Origin of the sequence: Kocuria atrinae C3-8 (genome assembly GCF_000286355.1) — a bacterium.
Classification (GTDB): Bacteria; Actinomycetota; Actinomycetes; order Actinomycetales; family Micrococcaceae; genus Kocuria; species Kocuria atrinae_A.
The window spans coordinates 18,316-41,888 of record NZ_AJXN01000008.1 but is presented as its reverse complement, the minus strand read 5'-3'; the positions used below and the strand labels follow the sequence as shown (position 1 = coordinate 41,888).

Below are 23,573 nucleotides of genomic sequence, written 5' to 3'. Positions count from 1 at the left end.
AGAGCCCGGTACCTCGAGGTACCGGGCTCTCAGGCTGTCAGCTGAGGCTGAATCAGATCTTGGAGACCTTCTTGGCCAGGCCGGACTTCTTGTTGGCCGCGGTGTTCTTGTGCAGAACGCCCTTGGACACGGCCTTGTCCAGCTTGCGGGACACGATGCGCAGGTTCGACTCGGCGGCGTCCTTGTCGGAAGCGCCAATGGCGTCGTTGACCTTGCGGATCAGGGTCTTCAGCTCGGACTTGTAAGCGTTGTTGCGCAGGCGAGCCTTCTCGTTGGTGAGGATGCGCTTCTTCTGCGACTTGATGTTGGCCACGTATAACTCCTAAAACTGTTCACGGAATTTCGGTCAGTGAGGGCTCACGGATGATCATCGACTGAGTGTGAGAGTGGGGATTCTCGGTGGCAACCATCCGCTGTGCCCGACGACCAGCGCGGACACACAGCGATAAAGCTTATCAGATCATCGTGTTCAGCGCCGGTTCCCGAGTTCCCGGGCCACGTCGTCAAAGCGATTGCGGTCCAGCACGGCACCTTCGCGGCGGATGTCCGCGGCGAGCACGGGGATCACGCGATTCAGACGAGCTTCGGAGGGGCGGCCCTGGCGATCCCAGGTTCCGGTTCCGACATCCACGAAGTTCGGATCGTTGTAGGACGCGTTGTCGTAGTCCTTGGACGTGAGCATCAGGCACAGCAAGTAATCGCCGGCGCGATCCACGATCAATACGGGACGGTCCTTGCCCTGGGTGTAATCCTCCTGGAACGGCACCCAGGTCCACACGACCTCACCCGGATCCGGCGACCGTCCGGATGGGGGTCGTAGTGCGGGTTCACGGGCCCGGTCCAGTCACCGAGATACGGTTTGGACAACCGACCACCCGAGGAGGGCTGAGAGGTAGGCGCCTGGTATTGACCACGCGGCTCATACCGGCCCTGAGGCTCGTACTGGCCCTGCTGCGGCGTCGGACGCTGCTGCATGTCCGGGCGGGAGTCCTGGCCGCGGTTCTGCTGCATGGAACCGGACACTCGTTTGTACATGCGGTAGGCGCGGAGGCCCTGGCGCGCGAGGCGCATGAAATCTGCCATGCGCACGAGTCTAGTGGCGGCGCGCACCACGCTGCCTGTGAGTCAAGGATGCCCGGTTCGCCCATCCGAACGGAACGTGGGAAACTGGGGAGTCATCCTGAGAATGAAAGGACCGCCTGTGTCACCGTTGGCCGTCAATCCACCGGCACCCGCCTCGACCGACCCCTCGGTGCTCAGAAATTTCTGCATCATCGCTCACATCGACCACGGTAAGTCCACGCTGGCTGACCGCATGCTGCAGGCCACCGGTGTGGTGACCCCGCGGCAGATGAAGGCCCAATACCTGGACCGCATGGACATTGAGCGTGAGCGCGGTATCACCATCAAGTCTCAGGCAGTGCGCATGCCGTGGAACGTGGACGGCACCGATTACGCGCTGAACATGATCGACACCCCCGGGCACGTGGACTTCACCTACGAGGTGTCCCGTTCGCTGGCCGCGTGCGAAGCCACCCTTTTGTTGGTGGACGCCGCGCAGGGCATCGAAGCCCAGACGCTGGCGAACCTCTACCTTGCGCTGGAGAACGATCTCACGATCATTCCTGTGCTCAACAAGATCGACCTGCCCGCGGCTCAGCCGGACAAGTACGCGGAAGAACTGGCGAACCTGATCGGCGTGGAGCCGGAAGAAGTGCTGCGCGTATCGGGCAAGACAGGCATGGGCGTGGAAGCACTATTGGACAAGATCGTGCAGGATGTCCCTCCGCCCCAGGGCGTCAAGGACGCACCCTCGCGCGCGATGATCTTCGACTCCGTGTACGACACCTACCGCGGTGTGGTCACCTACGTGCGCGTGGTGGACGGCACCCTCAAGCCCCGCGAACGCATCCGCATGATGTCCACCGGCGCGGCCCACGAAATGCTGGAGATCGGTGTGATTTCCCCCGAGCCCATCCCCTCCAAGGGACTGAGCGTGGGCGAGGTCGGTTACCTGATCACCGGTGTGAAGGACGTCCGCCAGTCCCGCGTGGGCGATACGGTCACCTCCCACATCAAGCCCGCCGAGGAATCCCTGGGCGGTTACGAAGACCCCAAGCCCATGGTCTTCTCGGGCCTGTTCCCGGTCGAGGGCTCGGATTACCCCGTCCTTCGCGACGCGCTCGAAAAGCTCCAGCTCAACGACGCCGCTCTGGTCTACGAACCCGAGACCTCCACCGCGTTGGGCTTCGGCTTCCGTTGCGGCTTCCTGGGTCTGCTCCACCTGGAGATCACCCGTGACCGCCTGGAACGCGAGTTCAACCTGGACCTGATCTCCACCGCGCCGTCGGTGTCCTACAACGTGACGCTCGAGGACAACACGGAGACCGAGGTGACCAACCCGTCCGAGTTCCCGGAAGGTCGCATCAACGAGATCCGCGAGCCCATGGTCTCGGCCACGGTGCTCGTGCCGTCCGAGTTCATCGGCGCCGTCATGGAGCTGTGCCAGTCCAAGCGCGGCGAGATGAAGGGCATGGACTACCTGTCCGAGGACCGCGTGGAGCTGCGTTACCGTCTGCCGCTCGCGGAAATCGTGTTCGACTTCTTCGACCTGCTCAAGTCCAAGACCCGCGGTTACGCGTCCCTGGACTGGAAGGCGGACGGCGAACAGGCCGCCGACCTGGTCAAGGTGGACATCCTGCTGCAGGGCGAACAGGTGGACGCATTCAGCGCGATCACCCACAAGGACAAGGCTTATTCCTACGGTGTGGTCATGACGGGCAAGCTCAAGAACCTGATCCCGCGCCAGCAGTACGAGGTGCCCATTCAGGCGGCCATCGGCTCGCGGATCATCGCGCGCGAAAACATTCGTGCGATCCGCAAGGACGTGCTCTCCAAGTGCTACGGCGGCGATATCTCCCGTAAACGCAAGCTGCTCGAGAAGCAGAAGGAAGGCAAGAAGCGCATGAAGATGGTGGGCCGCGTGGAGGTTCCCCAGGAAGCCTTCGTGGCCGCGCTGTCCTCCGACGAAGAGTCGGGCAAGGACAAGAAGAAGTAATGCCCGCTCAGCCCGAAGGGGACCCGGCTCCCGCGGACGGGTCCCTACCTCGAGTGCCGTGGCCCGGGCGGGCGAACGCACGCTGAGCTTGTACGTGCACGTCCCGTTCTGCGCGGTGCGCTGCGGTTACTGCGACTTCAACACGTACACGATGTCCCAACTGGGCCCGGACGTGTCCCGTGACGATTACCATCACGACGCCGCCGCGGAAGTCCGCTTCGGCCGTTCCGTTCTCGACGCCGCTGGGGCACCCTCGCGCCCGCTGCACAGCGTGTTCTTCGGCGGCGGAACGCCCACGCTGCTGCCCGCCGAGAACCTCGCCGATGTGCTGACGCAAGCCAGAGAGAGCTTTGGGCTGGCCCCGGACGCCGAGGTCACGGTGAAGCCAACCCGGATTCGGTCACGGATCGTACGTTCGAGGTCCTCGCTGATGCGGGGGTTACCCGGGTGTCCTTCGGGATGCAGTCCGCCGTGCCGCACGTGTTGAAAGTCTTGGAACGTACCCACACCCCGGCCAATGTGCCGATGGCGGTGGCCGGGGCGCGCAAGGCGGGGCTGTCGGCCAGCGTGGACCTGATTTACGGCACACCGGGGGAGTCTGTGGCGGATTGGCAACGCTCCGTCGAGGCCGCCCTGGAGCTGGAACCCGACCACATCTCCGCGTATTCGCTGATCATCGAGGACGGCACCAAGCTCGCCGCACAGATCAGGCGCGGGGAGGTTCCCCAGGTGGATCCCGATGATCAGGCCGAGAAGTACATCCTGGCCGATCGTCTGCTGCGCGAGGCCGGATTCGAGTGGTACGAGGTCTCCAACTGGTCCCGCGCCGCCGAAGGCCGCAGCGCCGAGCAGAACCGCAGCGCTCACAACATCGCGTACTGGCGGAACCAGGACTGGTGGGGCATTGGCCCCGGTGCGCACTCGCACATGGACGGCGTGCGCTGGTGGAACATCAAGCATCCGCTGCCGTACACGAACAAGATCCGCGAGGGACTCTCACCGGCCGTGGGTCGCGAAACCCTGGACCCGGACACCCAGTACCTTGAGCACGTCATGCTGGGGATCCGGATCCACGAAGGCCTGGAGACCTCGAGCTTGCGTCCCGAGGGACGGAACGCGGTAGCTGGGCTCATCGCGGACGGTTGGGTGGACGGGCCCGCGGCGATCGCCGGGCGCGTGATTCTCACCGACCAGGGTCGTCTCATGGCCGACGCCGTGACCCGTCGCCTGCTCGACTGGTGATGCACAGGGATTGGTGACGAAGAGCTCGTCGGGCGCTGCCTCGAAGTGGAGCGCCACCCCCACGTAGATCACAGGGCACTAAAACGAACCGCGAATGAAAACCGCCGCGTCCGGAGCAATCCGGACGCGGCGGCGTCGTTAATTCTTGTTCGACTTGTGGGGCGATCAGGCCTGAGCGGAACGCTTGGTCTGCAGCTTGTCGTACAGGTTCGTGTTGCCTCGGTACTGGTAGGGCTCGCCCTGGTTGACCTTGATCCCGGCGATGACCGACTGCACGGCGAGCAGCACCCACGTGAGGGCCGCCAGCAGCGCGAAGATCCAGCCCACGGCGGGAATCAACGCCAGCGCGATGCACGCCAGGATGACCACGGTGGGCAGCAAGGAGAAGTTGAGTGCCTCTCGGGATTCCTGCCGTGTGAACGGCCCGCGATCGCCTACGCTCCGCAGAATCAGGTAACTGGGCAGGGCACCGGCCACACCGCCCAGGTGCGCGAGAGTGGCCCACTGCTTGTCCTGGGAGATATCCAGGGGTTCGGCCTGCGCGGGGATGCTCTCGAAGGCTGGGCCGTTCGAGGGTGCAGGTCGTGAACCGGAACGGGCGGGTGCTGCTTGATCAACCACTGGTGTCTCTTTCCGGGGCAACGAGCCCGTAGTGCAGCGTGAGGCTGCGCTTGAAGTATTCGGTCCATTCTAGGGGTCGCAGGCTGTGTCCGGGCTGAATCGGCGGTGTTATCCGCACCACCCCGCAACCGGACAGTCGGCACTGAACGGTGCGGTTGTGTGAGAGGCCCGGATGGTGTGTGACTAGAGGGATCTACTGCGGGGCCGTGAGGAAATCGATGAGTTCCTCGACCCGTCCCAGCAGCGATGGCTCGAGGTCCGAGTAGGAGTCCACGCGGGCCAGGATCCGCTGCCAGGCCTGACCGATGTCCGCAGGTGTCTTGTGGGGGAGGCCCAGCGCCTTGGCCATGCCGGTTTTCCAGTCGATTCCGCGCGGGATCACGGGCCATTCCTGCAAACCCAGAACCGAAGGCTTCACGGCCTGCCAAATATCCACGTAGGGGTGGCCGAGCACGAGCAGATTGCCCTGGGCTCCGGGAACGCGCAGGGCGTCCGCTGCGATCTTGGATTCCTTGGACCCCGTCACCAGGTGGTCCACCAGAACGCCGAGCCGCCGCTTGGGGCCGGGGTTGAAATCGCGTACCGCCGCCGGGAGGTCATCTATGCCGTGGAGCGGTTCCACCACGATGCCTTCGACCGCCAAATCGTGGCCCCAGACCTTGGCGACCAGTTCGGCGTCGTGATAGCCCTCCACCCAGATCCGGGATTCCTTGGCCACGCCGGCTCGTAAGCCCTCGACCGCCACCGAACCGGAACGGGTGCGGGCGGGTTTCTTGGGGCCCGTCTTCCGCGCGGGAGGACCGAGTTTGATGGGCTCACCGTCCAGAAGAAAACCCGGGCCCAGGGGGAAAGTCTTGATCTTGCCGTGCCGGTCTTCCAGTCCGACCACGCGCATCCCGCCGATGGTCTCCAGGCTGACGGCCGCGCCCACCCAACCGGTCTGGGCATCCTCGAGGACCATGCCGGGTTCGAGAGCGGTCTCGCGTGAAACGGGACCGGTACGAGCCACCGACGGGCTGCTGAAATCCTGCGGGCCCCAGTTCCAACCGGATGCTGTCACGATGCGCCGTCCTCACGTGCGGGGTGGATGATCAGCCGCGAGCGTACCAAATGGCGTCCCGGTCGGACGGCGCTAAACTGATGTGAATTAGCACTGTCAATCATTGAGTGCCAAAATTGTGACGATGACCGTGATTCACGGTCGATGGGCAAGGTCCGCGTCCGTACACGCCGGGGAGGTGACACGAATGAGTCAGCCGCGCAGAGCAGAAATTTTGCGAGCGATTGTCGAGGACTACGTGCATTCGCGGGAGCCCGTCGGTTCCAAGGCCCTGGTGGAACGGCACCAACTGGGGGTCTCCTCCGCCACGGTCCGCAACGACATGGCGGCGCTGGAGGAGGACGGCCTGATCGTGGCACCGCACACCAGCTCGGGTCGCATCCCCACGGACAAGGGCTACCGGACGTTCGTGGACCAGATTGCGTCGGTGCGCCCGCTGTCGTCGCCGCAGAAGCGAGCCATCCAGTCCTTCCTGGACGGCGCGGACGACCTGGACGACGCGATGGAACGTACCGTTCGGTTGCTCGCCCAGCTGACGCACCAGGTCGCCGTGATCCAGTACCCCGCGGCATCCGGCACCACGCTGCGCCATGTCGAGCTCGTGGACGTGGGCGGGACCTCCCTGCTGGTGGTGTTCATTCCCACGTCCGGCAGGGTGCTGCAGCGCATCGTGGAAGTCAGCCGAGCGCTGCCCGAGCACGAACTCATGGAACTGCGCGCCCGAGTTCTGGCCTCGGTGGTGGGGCGTCCGCTGCAGGATGTGCCCGCAGCCACCGCCAACCTGGTGCAGCAATTGCCGGCGGAACTCGCCGAGGCCGGCACCGTGGTGGCCGAGGCACTCGCGACCCTCGCGGCGTCGTCGGAAGACCACCGACTGGTCATGGCCGGCACGGCCAACCTGGCCCGGTTCAGCGGTGACTTTGCTCTCAGTATTAGTCCCGTGCTCGAAGCACTTGAGGAACAAGTGGTCATGCTGCGATTGTTGTCAGAGATGCAACAGGATGCTCGTGGTGTGGCCGTGCGCATCGGATCGGACAGTACCGACGATCCGCTCGCGGAAACTTCCGTGGTGGCCACCGGCTACGGCCCAGAATCTGTGTCCAAACTGGGCGTGGTGGGCCCCACCCGAATGGATTACCCCTCCACCATGGCCGCGGTCCGCGCGTGGCGCGCTATTTGTCCCACACGCTGGGGGAGTAGCGGCGCCCGCCGTGGCACCGTTCCCCATCCGCGTTGAGAAAAACACACTGACGAAAGAAGAATCGATTCCATCGTGAGCGATCACTACGAAACCCTGGGCGTGACCCGGGACGCCAGCCCGGAAGAGATCAAGCGCGCCTACCGCAAGAAGGCCCGCAAACTCCACCCGGACGTGAATCCCTCCCCGGAGGCGGCCGAAGAATTCAAGCGCGTCTCGCACGCGAATGACGTCCTGGCCGACCCCGAGAAGCGCCGCGTTTACGACGCCACGGGTAACGAGAACGGAACCGACACCGGATTCGGCGGGGGCTTCCCCGGCTCGGGCTTCGGCTTCGCGGACATCTTCGAAACGTTCTTCCAGGCGCCGGTGCAGCCGCCAGCGCGGCCCCCAGTCGCGCACCCGGCAGGTCAGGACGCACTCATCAACGTGCGCATCTCCCTCAAGGACGCCGTGTTCGGTGTCGAGAAGGACATCACCGTGGACACCGCGGTGGTCTGCCCCACGTGTGAGGGTTCGTGCTGCCAGCCCGGCACCAGCCCCACCACGTGCTCCATGTGCCGCGGCTCCGGGCACATGCAGTACCAGAAGCAGTCGATCCTGGGCGTGGTCACCACGCAGGCACCGTGTGCCTCGTGTAACGGCTTCGGCACCGTGATCGAGAACCCGTGCCACGAGTGCTACGGCGAGGGCCGCGTGCGCGATCGCCGCCCGCTCACCATCAAGATCCCCGCCGGCATCCAGTCCGCAACCGCATCCGACTCTCGGGCCAGGGCGAGGCCGGCACCGCCGGCGGACCCAACGGCGACCTCTACGTGGAACTCAAGGTCGATCCGGACCCCACCTTCCACCGCGAAGGCGACGACCTCCACGCGCGTATTCGCATTCCCATGACCTCGGCCGCCTTGGGTACCACGGTCCAGCTCGAGACGTTCGACGGCGCTCGGGACGTCGACGTCGCTGCGGGCACCCAGTCGGGTGCCACCGTGACCCTCGAGGACCTGGGTGTGACCCACTTGCGCGGCAAGGGCCGCGGTGACTTGCAGGTGCATATCGAGGTGGAGACTCCGCAGGACCTCAACTCCGAGCAGCGCGAGTTGCTCGAACAGTTGGCCACCCTGCGCAATGAGCGCCGCACGGATGCGACCACCGTGAACACGCCGTCCTCCGGTGGTTTCTTCTCCCGGCTCAAGGATCGGTTCAACGATCTGTGACGGATCCGGTCTTTTTCGCCGATCCCGGTGAGCTGAGCGCAGCCAGCGCCGGTGAGAAGTTCGTCCTCACCGCGCCGAGGCGCGTCACGCCGTGACCGTGCGTAGGATGCGGTCGGGTGAGACTGTCGATCTGGTGGATGGGGCGGGCACTCGGGCCTCGTGCGAATTCTTGAACGGCGAGAAAGACTCCATGACCGTGCGCGTCGCGTCCGTGACGCACGAGCCCGCACCCGCTACCGAATTCGTTCTGGTGCAGGCTTTGGCCAAGGGCGACCGCGATCTACAGGCGGCCGAAAGCGCGACCGAACTGGGCGTGGACCGCGTGATCCCATGGCAGGCGGACCGCAGCATTGTGCGGCTCAAGCCCGAACGCGCCGCCAAGACCCTGGCCAAGTGGCAGTCCACGATGACCGCCGCTGCCAAGCAATCACGGCGTGCTCGCTGGCCGGAGCTCGGCGAGCACGTGAACTCCAACGGCCTGGCCGCCTTGATTCAGGAGCAGGCCGAGACGCGGTGGTTCGTCCTGCACGAGTCCTCGGACTTCTCCTGGGGCGGTCTCTCATCCGATGAGTTCACCGGCGTCGAGTCGATTGGACTCATCGTGGGACCCGAGGGCGGGATCAGCGATCAGGAGCTCGAGCGGTTCGTTGCGGCAGGGGCGCGGCCCCTGAAACTCGGAAACGAGGTCATGCGCGCCTCCACGGCGGGACCGGCGGCTCTCGCTGCGTTATCTGCTGTGACCGGCCGCTGGGCCTGAACATCCAACATCTCGCGGCTCAGAACTCTCGGAGCAGTGTTCCGTTCTGCGTGACGCGGACTTGGGGGACTGTCAGTCCTCGACGACCGTGACCGCGTGATCGTCGGTGATCACGTCGCCGTCCTCATTTTCACCCGTGACCCGCACCGTGTAGTCGCCGGCCGGAACCTCCACGGGTACGCGGAACTCTGTACCGGCGGTCGAGGCGGGGGTGTTTCTCGGTTGCGAGATCTCGCCGGACTTGACAGCCTCATTGTCACCCTGCGGAATGACTTCCCAACGTGCCGAGGCGAAGTCCGGGAGTACCCTGCCGAAGATCGTCATGGGCTGTCCCGATTCCGTGTTGGTCTGGGGATCGATGAGCCACACCGGTGCCGCGATGGACGCGTCGCGGGTGATCGGTTCGTCGAGGTCCACGGAGCCGAAAGCCTTGTACCCGGATTCACCATCCACCAGCACGCGAACTTCCTTGGCGGTAGCGGCATCCAGAAGGCCTGCGGTCACGGCGGCAGCGGACACGGTGTAGACGAGTTGTTGGAGAGCGAGTTCTGCGTCCTCGGCGGAGAGCCGGCTCGCGAAGGCGTTGGAGGGCAAATCCACGGTGATGGTGCCATCCGGGGACACGGAGGTACCCACGTTTTCCACGGGAGTCCACATGGACCGGTAGTCCTCGTCCAACGGAGACAGGGTGGTCATCATGACCACCGACTCGGCCACGGGATCCACGGTGTCCGCATTGGCTGCGGTGCGGAACTCACGGAAAAGATACCGGGCTTCGTCCCCACTGCCGGCCCAGTAGACCGGTGTCTGCTCGGTGGCAACGCCTTCGTAGGCGTTGTCCGTGCTCATGGGCGCGGAGGCGATCCTGGGTGCGGTACTGGAAGCATTGGTCGCTCGATCGGCGGCGGAGCCACAGGCTGACAGACCCAGGGTCAGAGCGAGGCCTACGGATAGGACGGCCACCGGCCTGCGGGCAGAATAATGCCTGTGTTTCATGTGTTCACCACCCCGGTATGAGCTGTAGCTGTTGTCTCCACACACGTCGTGAGGCGCGCAGAACGTACAAGTTTGTCACCGGTGGACAAAGATACCCACAGTTACAGGTGGGGCTGAACCCAGAAGTGCGTCCTGAGGGAAACCGTTACCAACCTGCAACACAACAAGGGGTGGCAACGGGCGGTAGGCTTGACCCCAATGACTGATCAAGTTTCCGGGGTCGATCCGAACCCCCAAGACCAACCAGGCCACACTCGAGTTGTGGTTCACATGCCAGATCGGGACACCGCATTGCGAGCTCTCGGACAGGCAGATGCCACACTGCGCCTCTTGGAACAGAACTTCCCGAATGTCCGGATCACCGTGCGCGATGTTGACGTCGCGTTCGAAGGGCCCGTCGCCGACACCCGTTCCGCGGCCGCGCTGCTCGAAGAACTCGTGGTCCTTGCTCAACGCGGAACGGAAATCACCGAGCGCACCGTCATGCGCGTGACGCGCATGCTGCGCGAAGCCGAGGGCATGCGCCCCGCAAGTGCGCTCGCCACGAGCATCCTGTCGACCCGCGGTAAGACCATTCGGCCCAAGACCGTGAACCAGAAGCACTACGTGGACGCGATCGACGAGCACACCGTGGTCTTCGGTGTGGGCCCTGCCGGTACGGGTAAGACCTACCTGGCCATGGCCAAGGCCGTGCGCGCTTTGCAGTCCAAAGAGGTCAATCGGATCATCCTCACGCGCCCCGCTGTCGAGGCGGGCGAACGGCTGGGATTCCTGCCGGGGTCGCTCAACGACAAGATCGATCCCTATCTGCGCCCGCTCTACGATGCACTGCACGACATGATGGACCCCGAGTCCATTCCGCGTCTCATGGAAGCGGGAACCATTGAGGTGGCTCCGCTGGCCTACATGCGCGGCCGCACGCTCAATGACGCCTTCGTGATTCTTGACGAGGCCCAGAACACCACGCCGGAACAGATGAAGATGTTCCTCACGCGCCTGGGCTTCGGCTCGCGCATCGTGGTCACCGGCGACGTCACCCAGGTGGACCTCCCGGGTAGTACGTCCTCGGGGCTGCGACAGGTTCAGCACGTGCTGCAGCACATCGACGACATCGCGTTCTGTGAGCTGACCGCCCAGGACGTGGTGCGCCACGAACTGGTGGGTGAGATCGTGTCCGCCTACGACAGGTTCGACACCACCAACCGGCACCGCAACGAAAGGCGCCGCCGTAAGGACGAGCGCCGTTCAGCGGCGGCCGAATCGGCCCAGCAGCCGGACCAACAGGCATGAGCGTCTCCATCGACACCCCGTGGGAGACCCCGGAGGAACAGGCCACCTTCCCCGCCGCCTACCGCGCGGTGGACCCGGAGCAGTTGACGGCGCTGGCGGAACTCGCGTTCAAACGGTGGCACATCCACCCGGACACCGAGCTGTCCATTTCCGTGGTTGACGAGGACCAGATGGCCGAGCTGCACGTCCAGTGGCTGGACCTGCCCGGTGCCACGGACGTGATGTCCTTCCCCATGGACGAGCTGACGGCTGGCACCGAAACGGAATTGAGCCTGGGCGTCCTGGGGGACATCGTGTTGTGCCCACCCGTAGCCGAACGTCAGGCGGAAGCGGCCGGGCACAGCACACAGGACGAACTGTGCCTGTTGACCGTGCACGGCATGCTCCACCTCCTCGGGCACGACCACGTGGAAGAGGGTGAACGAGAAGCCATGTTCACCCTGCAGCGAGGTTTGCTCGAAGAGTTTTTGGGGCGCGATGCCCCCGTCGAAACGATGAAGTAGCCCCCGCCCAATGCTTTGCGAAAGGACACGTTGATGTCTGAGGATCATCAGGACACCCCCGAGCAACAGTTCCGCGCGGGCTTTGCCGTGTTCGTGGGCCGCCCCAACGTGGGCAAGTCCACGCTGACCAACGCCCTGGTGGGCCGGAAGGTTGCGATCACCTCCAACCGCCCCCAGACCACCCGTCACACGATTCGCGGCATCGTGCATCGCCAGGACGGCCAGCTGATCCTGGTGGACACCCCCGGACTGCACCGGCCCCGCACCCTATTGGGGCAGCGGCTCAACGACGTGGTCGCCGAGACCCTGGGCGAAGTGGACGTGATCGGATTCTGCATTCCGGCCGATCAGAAAGTCGGCCCGGGCGATCGGTACATCGCTCAACAGGTGGCCGCCGCGGCCGGTCGCAATCCAGTGGTCGCCATCGTGACCAAGGCGGATTCGGTGCCGCGCGACAAGCTCGCCGAGCAGTTGGTTGCGGTCACCGAACTGGGCCGCGAGGTCATGGCCGAGGAGCAGGCCCAGCGCGAGCAACGACGACGCCGCCGCGCGGCGTCGTCCTCGAACGTCGCCTCCGTGAACGAGTCGGGACGCGCCGGCCAACCCGAACCCGGCTGGACGGACGTGATCCCGGTGAGTGCCAAGGACGGCTTCCAGGTCGAGGAACTCGCGTCGCTGCTCGTGAGCCTCATGCCGGAATCCCCTCCGCTGTATCCGGACGGTGAGCTCACGGACGAACCCGAGATCACCATGATGGCCGAGTTGATTCGTGAAGCCGCGCTGGAGGGCGTGCGCGACGAACTGCCCCACTCGTTGGCCGTGGTCGTGGACGAGGCTTCCGAACGCGAGGGCCGCGCAGCGAACAACCCCATGCTGGACGTCCACGCGAGCTTGTTCGTCGAACGGCCTTCGCAAAAGGCCATCGTGATCGGCAAGGGAGGCTCCAGGCTGCGGGAGATCGGCACCAAGGCCCGCACCCAGATCGAGGCCCTGCTCGGCACCAAGGTGTACCTGGACCTGCACGTGAAGGTCGCCAAGGAATGGCAGCGGGATCCCAAACAATTATCGCGCTTGGGATTCTGATCCTCGCAACCGTTCTCAGGTGGGATTAGGGAAACCTCACTAATCTGTCTGGGGCCCAGCACGGCGCCACGTACCGATACAGGAGACTTACTCAGTGGATTCACGCAGCACACACGGCCGCGACAGGAACGCGTCCCGTGAAACTGCGCCCTGGGACACTCCCACCACGCGTCGTCAGTCACTGCACGAGGACCGCGAGTTCGAGCACATCAAGCTCAAGCAAACGGGTCGGCATCACCGCTCCCGGGATCACCGCCCGTCCGCACGCAAGATTGCGGCCATCCTGGTCGTGTTCGGTCTGATTGCCGTGTTCGGCATCGGGGGAGTCGCGGCACTGCGGCTCAGCAGCAACCTGGACAGCAGCCCGCTGAACCTCTCGGACGGCTCGTCCGAAGTGGGCGAGGGCCCGCTGGACATCCTGGTCATGGGATCGGATACGCGCACCGGTTCGGGGAACGCCGAATACGGCGATGAGGACGACGCCTCCGGACGCACGGACGTCATGATGCTCGTGCACGTCACGGAGAACCGTGACGCGGTGACCGTGGTGTCCTTCCCGCGTGACCTGATCGTGGACATTCCCAAGTGCACGGATCCTGAGTCCGGGGAAGTGTTCCCCGCGCACCGGGACATGATCAATTCCGCAGTGGAGAACGGCGGCCCGGGGTGCACCGTGGCCACGGTCAACGAGATGGCCGGTGTGGACATCGATCACTTCATGCTCGCGGATTTCAATGCCGTCAAGGAGCTTTCGTCCACCGTGGGCGGCGTGCAGGTGTGCGTGAACCGCCCGGTGGACGACCCCAAGTCCGGCCTGAAACTTCCGGCGGGTATCTCCTCGGTCGAGGGCGATCAGGCCTTGGCGTTCCTCCGTTCCCGCGCAGCCTTCGGCGACGGCGGCGATGAATCCCGCATCCGTTCGCAGCAGTCCTTCCTGGCCTCGCTCACCCGCAAGATTCAGGGCGACGGCACGCTGAACAACCTGCCGCAGCTCTACCGGATTGCAGAGGTCATGACCCAGAACCTGCACGTGGACGAGGGCCTCACCTCCCTGCCCACGCTCGTGGGGATCGGGGGAACCTTTGCGGGGATCGACCTGGGGCGGATCGCTTTCGTGACCGTTCCCAACGTTCCGAATCCCGAGGACCCCAACCGGCTCGTCCTGGACGAGGAACCGGCCGAGCGGCTCTTCGATACACTCCAGGAGGATCGTGCCGTGACCGATGCAGCGCCGTCGCCTGAAGCCTCCGGGGCGGCCACCGACGCCGGCCAGGAAACTGAAGCTGGTCAGGAGAACGACGCCGCCGCGGAGCCCACCGAGCTCAGGCCACCTCCGATGCCGCGCCGGGTACCGCACTCGAAGAAACCGTAGCGCCCGCTGGTCCCACCACCGCACCAGAACCGTCCGCAACCGAGGACGCCTCGGAAGAATGGACGCCGCAGGTGCAGCCCTCGTTGGTCCCGCTCACGATTGCCAATCGCTCGGGGGACCCGGATCGTGGCAGCGAGATCCGCGAACTGCTCGCCGAATCGGGCTACACCCAGGCGGAAACCAGCCGCACCGGAACCGCACTGGCCGGTACGCAGATCTTCTACAACCCCTCGTGGGCCACCGCGGCCGATGATCTAGCGGCGCTGCTGGGTGTCCCGGACAGCCAGCTCGTGGCCGACTACGAGCTGGAGGGGCTGCGCGTCTCCATCGGCCAGGACTTCACCTCCGGCGACAAGCTGGACCTCTCCGGTGCGCTGCCGGATGAGCTGCAGGGGCAGACGGCTGAGCAGTTCACCTGCCAGGACTGACGGGGCTCACCGCCTGGTCGGAACGCGCGGGCCGTGCCGTTTGGACGGAACTCGCGGTCCGTACTGCTTGGACAGAACCCACCGGACGGAGCCATGCCCGACGGTAGCCCCGTAGAGCGGTGACGCTCCGTCGTCAGTGCCCGAGCGCCGTCGACATGATTGCGCGCATTTTCCAGGCCCGGCCCACCCAAGTGGTACGTTGGATCACATGCGGCCAGGGAACGTGCGACTCCTGCTTATGTGCCGCAGCGGGGCCTCACCCATCTGACGGACGGCCGACCTACCCGCTGCGGAGTTTCGTGGTGCCGGCCCTATCTCGTATTTATTGAAAGGCCCGCTTTTCGTGAAGAATTTGCAGCGTCCCTCCGGTATGCCCGTGCACAAGTACACGCCGTACCAGCAGAATTTCCCGTTCGACATGTCGGACCGCACCTGGCCCGACAAGGTCATCACCAAGGCACCCCGGTGGTGCGCGGTGGACCTGCGTGACGGTAACCAGGCTCTGATCGAGCCCATGGATCCCACCCGAAAGCTCAAGATGTTCGAGCTGTTGGTCAGCATGGGATTCAAAGAGATCGAGGTGGGTTTCCCCTCGGCCTCGCAGATCGACTTCGATTTCGTCCGCAAGCTGGTCGAAGAAGATCGCATTCCCGAAGACGTCTCCATTCAGGTTCTGACGCAGTCCCGTGAGCACCTGATCGAGCGCACCTACCAGGCCATCGAGGGCGCACCCAACGCGATCGTGCACCTGTACAACTCCACGTCCCGGCTGCAGCGCCGCGTGGTGTTCAAGCAGGATATGGACGGCATTGTAGACATCGCCCTGACCGGTGCTCGCCTGTGCATGAAGTACGAGGAGCAGCTCAAGGACACCAACGTGACCTACGAGTATTCTCCCGAGTCCTACACCGGCACCGAGCTGGAGTTCGCGGCGCGCATCTGCAACGAAGTGGCCGAGACCTTCGAGATCGGTGACGGCCGGCAGATGATCATCAACCTGCCCGCCACCGTTGAGGAAGCCACCCCCAACGTCTACGCGGACTCCATCGAGTGGATGGGCCGCCACCTGTACCAGCGTGACGACATCATCATTTCGCTGCACCCGCACAACGACCGCGGCACCGGCGTGGCCGCCGCCGAACTCGGTTACCTGGCCGGCGCGGATCGCATCGAAGGCTGCTTGTTCGGCAACGGTGAGCGCACCGGCAACGTGGACCTGGTCACACTGGGCCTGAACATGTTGACCCAGGGCGTGGATCCGGAGATCGATTTCTCCGACATCGACGAGATCCGCCGCACCGTGGAGTTCTGCAATCAGCTGCCGGTGCCCGAGCGCAGCCCGTACGGCGGCGACCTGGTCTTCACCGCGTTCTCCGGTTCCCACCAGGACGCGATCAAGAAGGGCTTCGAATCCATGGAGAAGGACGCCGCCGAACAGGGCGTGGGCGTCAACGACCTGGAGTGGGCCGTTCCTTACCTGCCCATCGACCCCAAGGACGTCGGCCGCAGCTACGAGGCCGTGATCCGCGTGAACTCGCAGTCCGGTAAGGGCGGCGTGGCCTACCTGCTCAAGAGCGAGTATGGAGTGGACCTGCCCCGCCGTGCACAGATCGAGTTCTCCGGCGTGGTGCAGAAGTTCACGGAAACTCCGGCTCGGAGGTGTCCGGCGAGCAGCTGTGGAATATCTTCACGGACGAGTACCTGCCGGCCCGCGAGAGCGGCGATCACCGCTGGGGTCGCTACCGCATCTCGAGCATGTCCACCCACGCCGAGGACGAGGGCAACACCGTCCTGGAAATCGGTCTGGACGTGGACGGCCAGCGGCACGACCGTACCTCCCAGGGCAACGGCCCGATCGACGCGCTGATCTCGCTGTTCAACGCCGAGGGCGTGGACGTTCGCCTGCTCGACTACTCGGAGCACACGATGTCCGCCTCCGCCAATGCCCAGGCAGCGAGCTTCGTGGAGTTGGCCGTGGGCGACCGCGTCCTGTGGGGCGTGGGCATGGACAACAACACCACGCGCTCCTCGCTCAAGGCCGTGATCTCCGCGATCAACCGCGCCGTTCGCGACGCCCAGTTGGCAGAGCAGGCCTAGCCCTCATTGCCTCGAGCTAGCCGCCGACGCCGCTCGGTGACCTTCCGCACGGAGGGCCGCCGAGCGGCGTCGGCGCTTTCGTGTGGCCGCCCGAGCGGCCAGAAGAACGTGGGAGACTAGGGGAGTGGCCGGTTCAACTTTCGCTTCTCGCTCGTATCGCGATGAGGCCGTGGTGCTCCGCACCTATAAATTGGCCGAGGCCGATCGCATCGTGATTCTGCTGACCAAGGAGCACGGACAGGTGCGTGCGGTGGCTAAGGGGGTGCGCCGCACCACGTCGCGTTTCGGTGCGCGCCTGGAACCGTTCAACGTGGCCACGCTGCAACTCGTTCAGGGCCGCACCCTGGACATCGTCTCCCAAGCATTGGGCAAGCGGTCCTACGGCGAGCAGATCGGTTCCGATTACGCCAAGTACACGGCCGCCGCCGCCATGGTGGAGACCGCGGAGAAGCTGACCGCGGACGATTACGACACCGCGCAACAGCATTACCAGCTCCTCATCGGCGCCCTCTCCGCTGTGGCACGTGGGCTACACGAACCCGGCCGCACCCTGGATTCCTACCTGCTGCGGGCGGTGTCGATCGCCGGATGGGCTCCCAGTTTCGTCGATTGCGCCCGGTGTGGCGCCCCAGGACCCCACCGCTCCTTCTCCGCAGCGATCGGTGGTGCGGTGTGCCCGCAGTGCCGCCCGCCGGGGTCTGCGGCACCGAGCGAGGCCACTTTCGTGCTCCTCCAGGGACTGTTGGCGGGCGACTGGGAAACCATTGACGCCGCGGATTCCAAGACCGCCCGCGCCGCCGCGGGACTGGTGGCAAGCTACATTCAATGGCACATGGAACGGTCGGTACGTTCCCTGAGCTTGGTGGAACGCACCGAATGATTCAGTAAAGGACTCAGAGCGTGAGCAGATTTTCCCCGCCTCCGGCACACCCGAGTGGCGCCAAGCCCCCTGCCATCCCGGAGCAGTTCGTCCCCAAGCACGTAGCCCTGGTGATGGACGGCAACGGCCGGTGGGCCAATGAGCGCGGTTTGCCGCGCAACGAGGGGCACCGTGCAGGCGAGCGGGCTCTGCTGGACGTGGTGGCCGGAGCGATCGAGATGGGTATCCCCAACGTTTCGGCCTATGCCTTCTCCACGGAGAACTGGAAGCGATCGCCTTCAGAAGTCGCGTTCCTGATGAACTTCACCGGGGACGTCATGAAGCGCCAGTTGCCCACGTTCCAGGAATGGGGAATCCGGGTCCGCTGGGCCGGACGCCGACCCAAGCTGTGGAAGTCCGTGATCAACCGACTGGAGCACGCCGAGGAAGAAACCAAGAACAATGACGTGGTCACCCTGACCATGTGCGTGAACTACGGTGGCCGTGCCGAGATCGCCGACGCCGCAGCAGCCATGGGCCGGGACATCCAATCCGGTGTGCTGGACCCCCGCTCCATCTCCGAGTCGACCGTGCAGCAATACTTGGACGAACCCGACCTCCCGGACGTCGACCTGTTTCTGCGTTCCTCGGGAGAGCAGCGCATTTCCAACTTCATGCTGTGGCAATCCGCGTACGCGGAACTCGTGTTCCTGGATGTGCTGTGGCCGGACGTTGATCGCACGGTGCTGTGGCGCGCCGTCGAAGAATATGCGAGCCGGGACCGACGTTACGGGGGAGCAGTGGATAAAGTCGCAAGGGGTAGTTGAGAGTTATCTTGCAACCCTCAATCCAGACTTTAAGCGACTTTGACACGTAGAGCACCCGGGCTTCAGGGCTCGGAGCGTGTGCAAAACTGACACCATGCGCTTGTACCCCACGTTCTTCAAAGTCGCGTTCTCCTGGATGGATGCGGAACTCGCCCACACCCTCGGTTTCGCCGGCATCAAGGTCGTGCACCGGAGCGGCCTCGGATCCATTCTGAATAAATTCACCCGCCCCGATCCCGGAAGTGCGGTGGAGGTCATGGGCCTTCGCTTCCCATCCGCGTTCGGTCTGGCCGCGGGTTTCGACAAGGGAGCCACCGGCACCCACGCGCTCATGGATCTGGGTTTTGGCCACGTGGAGATCGGTACCGTCACGGGTCAGCCACAGCCCGGCAACCCCAAGCCCCGCCTCTTCCGTCTGATCAAGGACCGCGCGGTCATCAACCGCATGGGATTCAACAACGACGGCGCGCAGGCGGTCGCCCGCGCGTGGCCGCGACCTTACAGTCACTGAGTGAACAGTCCCTCAAGACGGGGCTTGAGCGTCCCATCGTGGGAGTGAACATCGGCAAGACCAAGGTGGTCGATCTCGAGGACGCCGTGGAGGATTACGTCACGAGCACGCGGGCATTGGCCCCGTACGCCGATTACCTGGTCGTCAACGTTTCCTCGCCCAATACTCCGGGGCTACGGCAATTGCAGGAACTCGATTCGCTGCGGCCGCTGCTCAGCGCGGTACGTGAAGAAGCCGACGCCGTCACCGGGCGCCACGTGCCCCTGCTGGTAAAGATCGCACCGGACCTCGCGGACGCCGATGTCCAAGCGGTTGCAGAGCTGGCCCTCGACCTCGGGCTGGACGGCATCGTGGCCACCAATACGACCATCGCCCGCGAAAGTTTGGGCCTGCGCAGCAGCGAGGACGAGATTACCGCGTGTGGTGCGGGTGGGCTCTCCGGGCGACCCGTGCGGCGTCGTTCGCTGGAAGTTCTGAAGATGCTGCGCCAGCACGCGGGGGACCGGCTGACCCTGATCTCCGTGGGTGGGGTGACCACCCCGGAGGACGTGATCGAGCGTCTCGATGCCGGTGCAGATCTGGTGCAGGGCTACACGGCGTTCCTGTACGAGGGTCCGTTCTGGGCGGCCCGCATCAATCGTGGCCTCAAGAAGGCGGCGCGGCGCGTTCGCGGCTGAGACTTAAGTCCCTTCCCTTGAGCCAACGAAGGACGAGACACAATGAACACGGGACCCGCACCGAATCGGTGCGGGTCCCGTGTGCTGTCGCAGATGAGAAATTCCGGGCCTAGGCGGGGCGTTCCCCGCGGCGAACCTGCGGCTTGGGCAGGCGAAGGCGGCGAATGGTGAACGTGCGCATCGCGGCGTACCAGCGGGTGCCCCGTTGCACCTCACCGAACTTGCGGCGCATGGCCGATTGCATGCGTGCTGTGGTGATGAAGGCATCGATCACGCACAGTGCGATGTAGCCGTACATGATCCAGATGAAGGTCAATCCGATCGCCTGGTTGGGCAGGAACAGGATGAACAACATGAGGATCAAGAAGATCAGGACGAACTCGCCGATGTTGAAGCGGGAGTCGATCCAGTCTCGGGCGAAGCGGCGCTGCGGACCGCGGTCGCGCGGACCGAGGTAGCGCTCATCGCCGGCGGCCATGCCAGCCTGGCCACGGCGCGACGCTCGCGCTCGGCCTGGCGCGATTCGGCCTTGGCGATCTTGCGATCGGCCGGGACCAGGGGGCGCTTACGCGCGGCTTCCTGTTCCTTGCGGCTGGGAGTGGGCGACCCTTGCGGCCATCGGCGGGGGTGGTTTCCACCGGCTCGCTCGAGGCGCCTACGGCCGTGGATCCCGTGGATTCATCTGCTTTCTTGCGTCCAAACACCGATCCAGGATAGCGGAGTCCGCGCGAGACGCGGCATCGCGGTGCCATCGGCGCGTAACCGGACGGCGGCGATAGTGTTGAGGACATGAGTACCGAGTTCACTCCACCGGCCCAGGACACCATCGATGCGCTGCGGGAAACCGTCAACGGATCCCGCGAGCAACTTCTGGGGGAGCTCTCCGAGCTCGTGGCCATCCCCGGTGTGGCGTGGGAATCCTTTGATCCCGCTGACCTGGAGCGCAGCGCGGAAGCGGTCAAGGACCTGCTGTCCGAGTTGCCGTTCGACAGCGTGGACATTTTGCGCGTAAATCAGGGTGATGAACCCGGCCACCCGGCCGTGGTGGCCCGCAAGGCACCGGCTCCGGGGTACCCCACCATTCTTCTGTACGCCCACCACGACGTGCAGCCTCCGGGCAAGCGGGAACTGTGGAACACCGAACCTTTTCAGGCCATCGAGAAGGACGGCCGACTGTGGGGCCGCGGTGCGGCCGACGACAAGGCCGGCGTCATGGCCCACATCGGTGCCTTGCGTGCCTTCTTCAAGCACACGGGGGAGGAACCCTCCTTGGGCGTCGCCGTCTTCATCGAGGGCGAGGAAGAGGCCGGATCACCCGGTTTCGAGGATTTCCTGCGCGAGTACCGTGATCGCCTCGCCGCGGATGTCATCGTGATTGCCGATTCCGCCAACTGGGAGGTGGGCGTGCCCGCCCTGACCACGAGCCTGCGCGGTGTGGTCGGAGGCATCGTGGAGCTCTCTGCCCTGGATCACTCGGTGCACTCCGGGATTTACGGCGGTCCCGTGCTCGACGCCCCCACGCTGCTCGCGCGCTTGATTGCCACGCTCCACGACGACGACGGCGCCGTTGCGGTAGCCGGGTTGCTCTCCGAGGACGACGTGGATGTCGATTATGAGGAAGAGCGTTTCCGCGCGGACGCCGGGGTGCTCGAGGGCGTGCAATTGGCCGGGACCGCTCGATCGCCTCTCGGCTCTGGACCAAGCCGGCCCTGTCAGTGACCGGAATCGACGTGACGGACGTGGCCACGGCGTCGAACTCGATCGCTGCGACGGCCCGTGCCAAGCTCAGCCTGCGCATCGCGCCGGGCCAGAACCCCAAGGAGGCGGGGGAGGCACTGCGCAAGCACGTCGAGGACAATGCGCCGTTCGCCGCGCACGTGACCTTCTCCTTGGAAGAGACCGGACCTTCCTTCCGTGCGGACACCCGGGCCGTCAGTTCACAGATCGCTCTGTGGGCCTTTGAGCAGGCCTGGGGTCGACCCGCGGTGAAAGCCGGCATGGGAGGCTCCATCCCGTTTACGGCAACCCTCACGGAGGCGTACCCTGATGCCCAGATCCTGATCACGGGAATCGAGGATCCGGACACGCGGGCACACAGTGCCAACGAGTCGCTGCACATCGGAGATTTCCTGCACGCGGTGACCGCCGAGGCCCTGGTGTTGACCGCGCTGGCTGAACAAGGCCGCCGTGACTCGGAATGATTCCCGGACCCGAGACGTTTGAAGATTAAAGAACGGTTCGTCTCCACGAACGGCCCCGGTTGGACAGAAAGCGAGCACCATGAGCGTCACCACCGATAACGAGACCACCCAAGAAATGCCGACCCACGAGGTCCTGTTGACCGATGTGGCCGCACAGAAGGTTCGTGATCTCCTCAATCAGGAGGGTCGCACCGACCTGCGGTTGCGCGTGGCCGTGCAGCCCGGCGGCTGCTCCGGTCTGATTTACCAGCTCTACTTCGACGAGCGCGTCCTGGACGGAGATAGCACCCGCGATTTCGACGGCGTGGAGGTCATCGTGGACAAGATGAGCGTCCCGTACCTCAACGGCTCCACCGTGGACTTCGAGGACAGCATCTCCAAGCAGGGCTTCTCGATCGACAACCCCAACGCGGGCGGGTCCTGCGCCTGCGGTGATTCCTTCCACTAAGGAGTCCCAACCACTCCTGAACGGGGTGAATCCAACGTCTCCGGGCGTTGGATTCACCCCGTTCTTGCGTGAGATCCCCGGCCCGTCCCGCGGGGTAGAAATCCGGACGAAAAATGGCGACACGGCACGGTGACACAGTGTCACCAGAAGCGCTGCTCGAGAGGTAAGCTCTCAAGGGAGAATTATTAACGGGCCACGTATGCCCTGCGCCCAGTGCCAGCGCATACGCAGCTCACACAAAGAAGAGGAAGGGCCGTCTGTGAGTTCGCAAACTCGATCCGGCAGCCGCCGAAGCCGGATGCTCAAGGCCTCGGCAGTGGCAGTCCTGGCTGCGACCACGCTCACCGCTTGCTCCGAACAAGCGAAGATGGGCTGGTTGCCCACCGAGCGTGGCACCACTGACAACGCGGACCACATCATTGATCTGTGGATCGGTTCGTGGGTAGCAGCACTGGCAGTGGGCCTGGTCACCTGGGGCCTCATGCTCTGGTGCATGATCGCTTACCGTCGTCGCAAGAACGAGACCGGTTACCCCCGTCAGCTGGCCTACCACGCACCGCTCGAGGTGTTCTACACCATTGTCCCGATCGCCATGATCGTGTCCCTGTTCTTCTTCTCGGAGCGGGCACAGACAGCCATCACGGCGCGCCACGACAACCCGGATGTCACCGTTCAGGTGTACGGCAAGCAGTGGGCCTGGGACTTCAACTACCTCGACGACGACGTCTACTACCAGGCGTTCAGGCGCACCTGACCGGCGAGGAAGGCGTGGAGGAAACTCTCCCCACCCTGTACCTGCCCGTGGACAGCAAGGTTGAGCTCGAGATCAAGTCTCGCGACGTGATCCACTCCTTCTGGGTTCCCGCCTTCCTCGAGAAGATTGACATGTTCCCCGAGCGCACCAACTACATGAGCTTCACCACCGGCCGCGAAGGTGTCTTCGCCGGCAAGTGCGCCGAGCTCTGCGGTGAGTACCACTCCGAAATGCTCTTCAACGTTGCCGTTGTGAGCCAGGAAGAGTACGACGCTCAGATGGAACAGCTGCGCAGCGAGGGCAACGTTGGCTCCGTCGGCGACGAGTACAACCGCAACCCGAACCAAAACGACACGTCCAACAACTAGGGGATAGGC

The 23,573-nt window shown here is 64.6% G+C and carries 15 protein-coding genes and 8 pseudogenes; 17 read left to right on the top strand and 6 right to left on the bottom strand.

Annotated elements, in window-relative coordinates:
- Positions 1-52: 52 nt before the first annotated feature.
- Together rpsT and YO9_RS20370 are read right to left on the bottom strand one after the other, a co-directional pair.
- Positions 53-313 (bottom strand): 30S ribosomal protein S20, encoded by a 261-nt coding sequence (gene rpsT, locus YO9_RS0101495; protein ID WP_016995919.1) that lies wholly within the window; start codon positions 311-313, stop codon positions 53-55.
- 156 nt (positions 314-469) lie between these two features.
- Positions 470-778: a type II toxin-antitoxin system PemK/MazF family toxin gene (locus tag YO9_RS20370; protein ID WP_016995917.1), complete on the bottom strand. Its 309-nt coding sequence runs from the start codon at positions 776-778 to the stop codon at positions 470-472.
- Between the two features lie 423 nt (positions 779-1,201).
- Between YO9_RS20370 and lepA the strand changes: the two genes are divergently transcribed.
- Together lepA and hemW are read left to right on the top strand one after the other, a co-directional pair.
- The gene (gene lepA, locus YO9_RS0101485; protein WP_016995915.1) at positions 1,202-3,058 is read left to right on the top strand and encodes a translation elongation factor 4; all 1,857 of its coding nucleotides are present in this window, start codon (positions 1,202-1,204) and stop codon (positions 3,056-3,058) included.
- Positions 3,058-4,300, top strand: a pseudogene (gene hemW, locus YO9_RS0101480) (radical SAM family heme chaperone HemW). Before lepA ends, hemW begins: the two are co-directional and overlap by 1 nt.
- 165 nt (positions 4,301-4,465) lie before the next feature.
- Here the strand turns inward: hemW and YO9_RS0101475 are convergent.
- Both YO9_RS0101475 and YO9_RS0101470 read right to left on the bottom strand, forming a co-directional pair.
- A complete protein-coding gene (locus YO9_RS0101475) occupies positions 4,466-4,921 on the bottom strand; it encodes a DUF4870 domain-containing protein (RefSeq protein WP_016995914.1) in 456 nt (151 codons plus the stop codon).
- Positions 4,922-5,114: 193 nt separating this feature from the next.
- On the bottom strand, positions 5,115-5,981 hold the full coding sequence (locus YO9_RS0101470; RefSeq protein WP_016995913.1) for a DUF3097 domain-containing protein: 867 nt from the start codon (positions 5,979-5,981) through the stop codon (positions 5,115-5,117).
- 187 nt (positions 5,982-6,168) lie between these two features.
- Here YO9_RS0101470 and hrcA point away from each other — a divergent pair.
- The 3 genes and pseudogenes from hrcA (at position 6,169) to YO9_RS0101455 (ending at position 9,150) form a co-directional block, all read left to right on the top strand.
- Positions 6,169-7,181 (top strand): annotated as a pseudogene (gene hrcA / locus YO9_RS0101465) (heat-inducible transcriptional repressor HrcA).
- A gap of 73 nt (positions 7,182-7,254) precedes the next feature.
- Positions 7,255-8,393, top strand: a pseudogene (gene dnaJ, locus YO9_RS0101460) (molecular chaperone DnaJ).
- A gap of 91 nt (positions 8,394-8,484) precedes the next feature.
- Positions 8,485-9,150, top strand: a complete 666-nt coding sequence (locus tag YO9_RS0101455; protein WP_223285932.1) for a 16S rRNA (uracil(1498)-N(3))-methyltransferase — start codon at positions 8,485-8,487, stop codon at positions 9,148-9,150.
- A gap of 72 nt (positions 9,151-9,222) precedes the next feature.
- On the opposite strand, the gene YO9_RS0101450 is transcribed toward YO9_RS0101455, so the two are convergent.
- Complete coding sequence (locus YO9_RS0101450; protein WP_223285931.1) at positions 9,223-10,146, bottom strand: GerMN domain-containing protein; 924 nt, start codon at positions 10,144-10,146, stop codon at positions 9,223-9,225.
- Positions 10,147-10,344: 198 nt separating this feature from the next.
- On the opposite strand from YO9_RS0101450, the gene YO9_RS0101445 reads away from it, so the two are divergent.
- The 9 genes and pseudogenes from YO9_RS0101445 to YO9_RS0101405 all read left to right on the top strand — a co-directional run bounded on the left by YO9_RS0101445 (position 10,345) and on the right by YO9_RS0101405 (position 19,793).
- The gene (locus tag YO9_RS0101445) at positions 10,345-11,436 is read left to right on the top strand and encodes a PhoH family protein (protein WP_396350711.1); all 1,092 of its coding nucleotides are present in this window, start codon (positions 10,345-10,347) and stop codon (positions 11,434-11,436) included.
- Complete coding sequence (gene ybeY, locus YO9_RS0101440; protein WP_016995907.1) at positions 11,433-11,939, top strand: rRNA maturation RNase YbeY; 507 nt, start codon at positions 11,433-11,435, stop codon at positions 11,937-11,939. The genes YO9_RS0101445 and ybeY overlap by 4 nt, the downstream gene beginning before the upstream one ends.
- Positions 11,940-11,972: 33 nt before the next feature.
- Entirely contained in the window at positions 11,973-13,022 is a 1,050-nt protein-coding gene (locus tag YO9_RS0101435) for a GTPase Era (protein ID WP_016995904.1), read from the top strand.
- 94 nt (positions 13,023-13,116) lie between these two features.
- A complete protein-coding gene (locus tag YO9_RS0101430) occupies positions 13,117-14,394 on the top strand; it encodes an LCP family protein (RefSeq protein WP_223285930.1) in 1,278 nt (425 codons plus the stop codon).
- 71 nt (positions 14,395-14,465) lie between these two features.
- Positions 14,466-14,822: a LytR C-terminal domain-containing protein gene (locus YO9_RS0101425; protein WP_031272464.1), complete on the top strand. Its 357-nt coding sequence runs from the start codon at positions 14,466-14,468 to the stop codon at positions 14,820-14,822.
- A 343-nt stretch (positions 14,823-15,165) separates the two neighbouring features.
- Positions 15,166-16,919: pseudogene (leuA, locus tag YO9_RS0101420) on the top strand (2-isopropylmalate synthase).
- A 124-nt stretch (positions 16,920-17,043) separates the two neighbouring features.
- On the top strand, positions 17,044-17,799 hold the full coding sequence (recO, locus tag YO9_RS0101415; RefSeq protein ID WP_016995901.1) for a DNA repair protein RecO: 756 nt from the start codon (positions 17,044-17,046) through the stop codon (positions 17,797-17,799).
- 20 nt (positions 17,800-17,819) lie between these two features.
- Complete coding sequence (locus YO9_RS0101410; RefSeq protein ID WP_016995900.1) at positions 17,820-18,605, top strand: isoprenyl transferase; 786 nt, start codon at positions 17,820-17,822, stop codon at positions 18,603-18,605.
- A 94-nt stretch (positions 18,606-18,699) separates the two neighbouring features.
- Positions 18,700-19,793: pseudogene (locus YO9_RS0101405) on the top strand (quinone-dependent dihydroorotate dehydrogenase).
- Between the two features lie 109 nt (positions 19,794-19,902).
- Here YO9_RS0101405 and YO9_RS0101400 read toward each other — a convergent pair.
- Positions 19,903-20,351 (bottom strand): annotated as a pseudogene (locus YO9_RS0101400) (DUF3043 domain-containing protein).
- Positions 20,352-20,582: 231 nt separating this feature from the next.
- On the opposite strand from YO9_RS0101400, the pseudogene YO9_RS0101395 reads away from it, so the two are divergent.
- From YO9_RS0101395 to ctaC, 3 genes and pseudogenes are all read left to right on the top strand, one after another.
- A pseudogene (locus YO9_RS0101395) lies at positions 20,583-21,994 on the top strand (M20/M25/M40 family metallo-hydrolase).
- Between the two features lie 79 nt (positions 21,995-22,073).
- Positions 22,074-22,442 carry a HesB/IscA family protein gene (locus tag YO9_RS0101390; RefSeq protein ID WP_016995895.1) on the top strand — a complete coding sequence of 123 codons (369 nt, stop codon included), beginning with the start codon at positions 22,074-22,076 and terminating at the stop codon, positions 22,440-22,442.
- A gap of 259 nt (positions 22,443-22,701) precedes the next feature.
- Positions 22,702-23,564, top strand: a pseudogene (ctaC, locus tag YO9_RS0101385) (aa3-type cytochrome oxidase subunit II).
- Positions 23,565-23,573 lie beyond the last annotated feature (9 nt).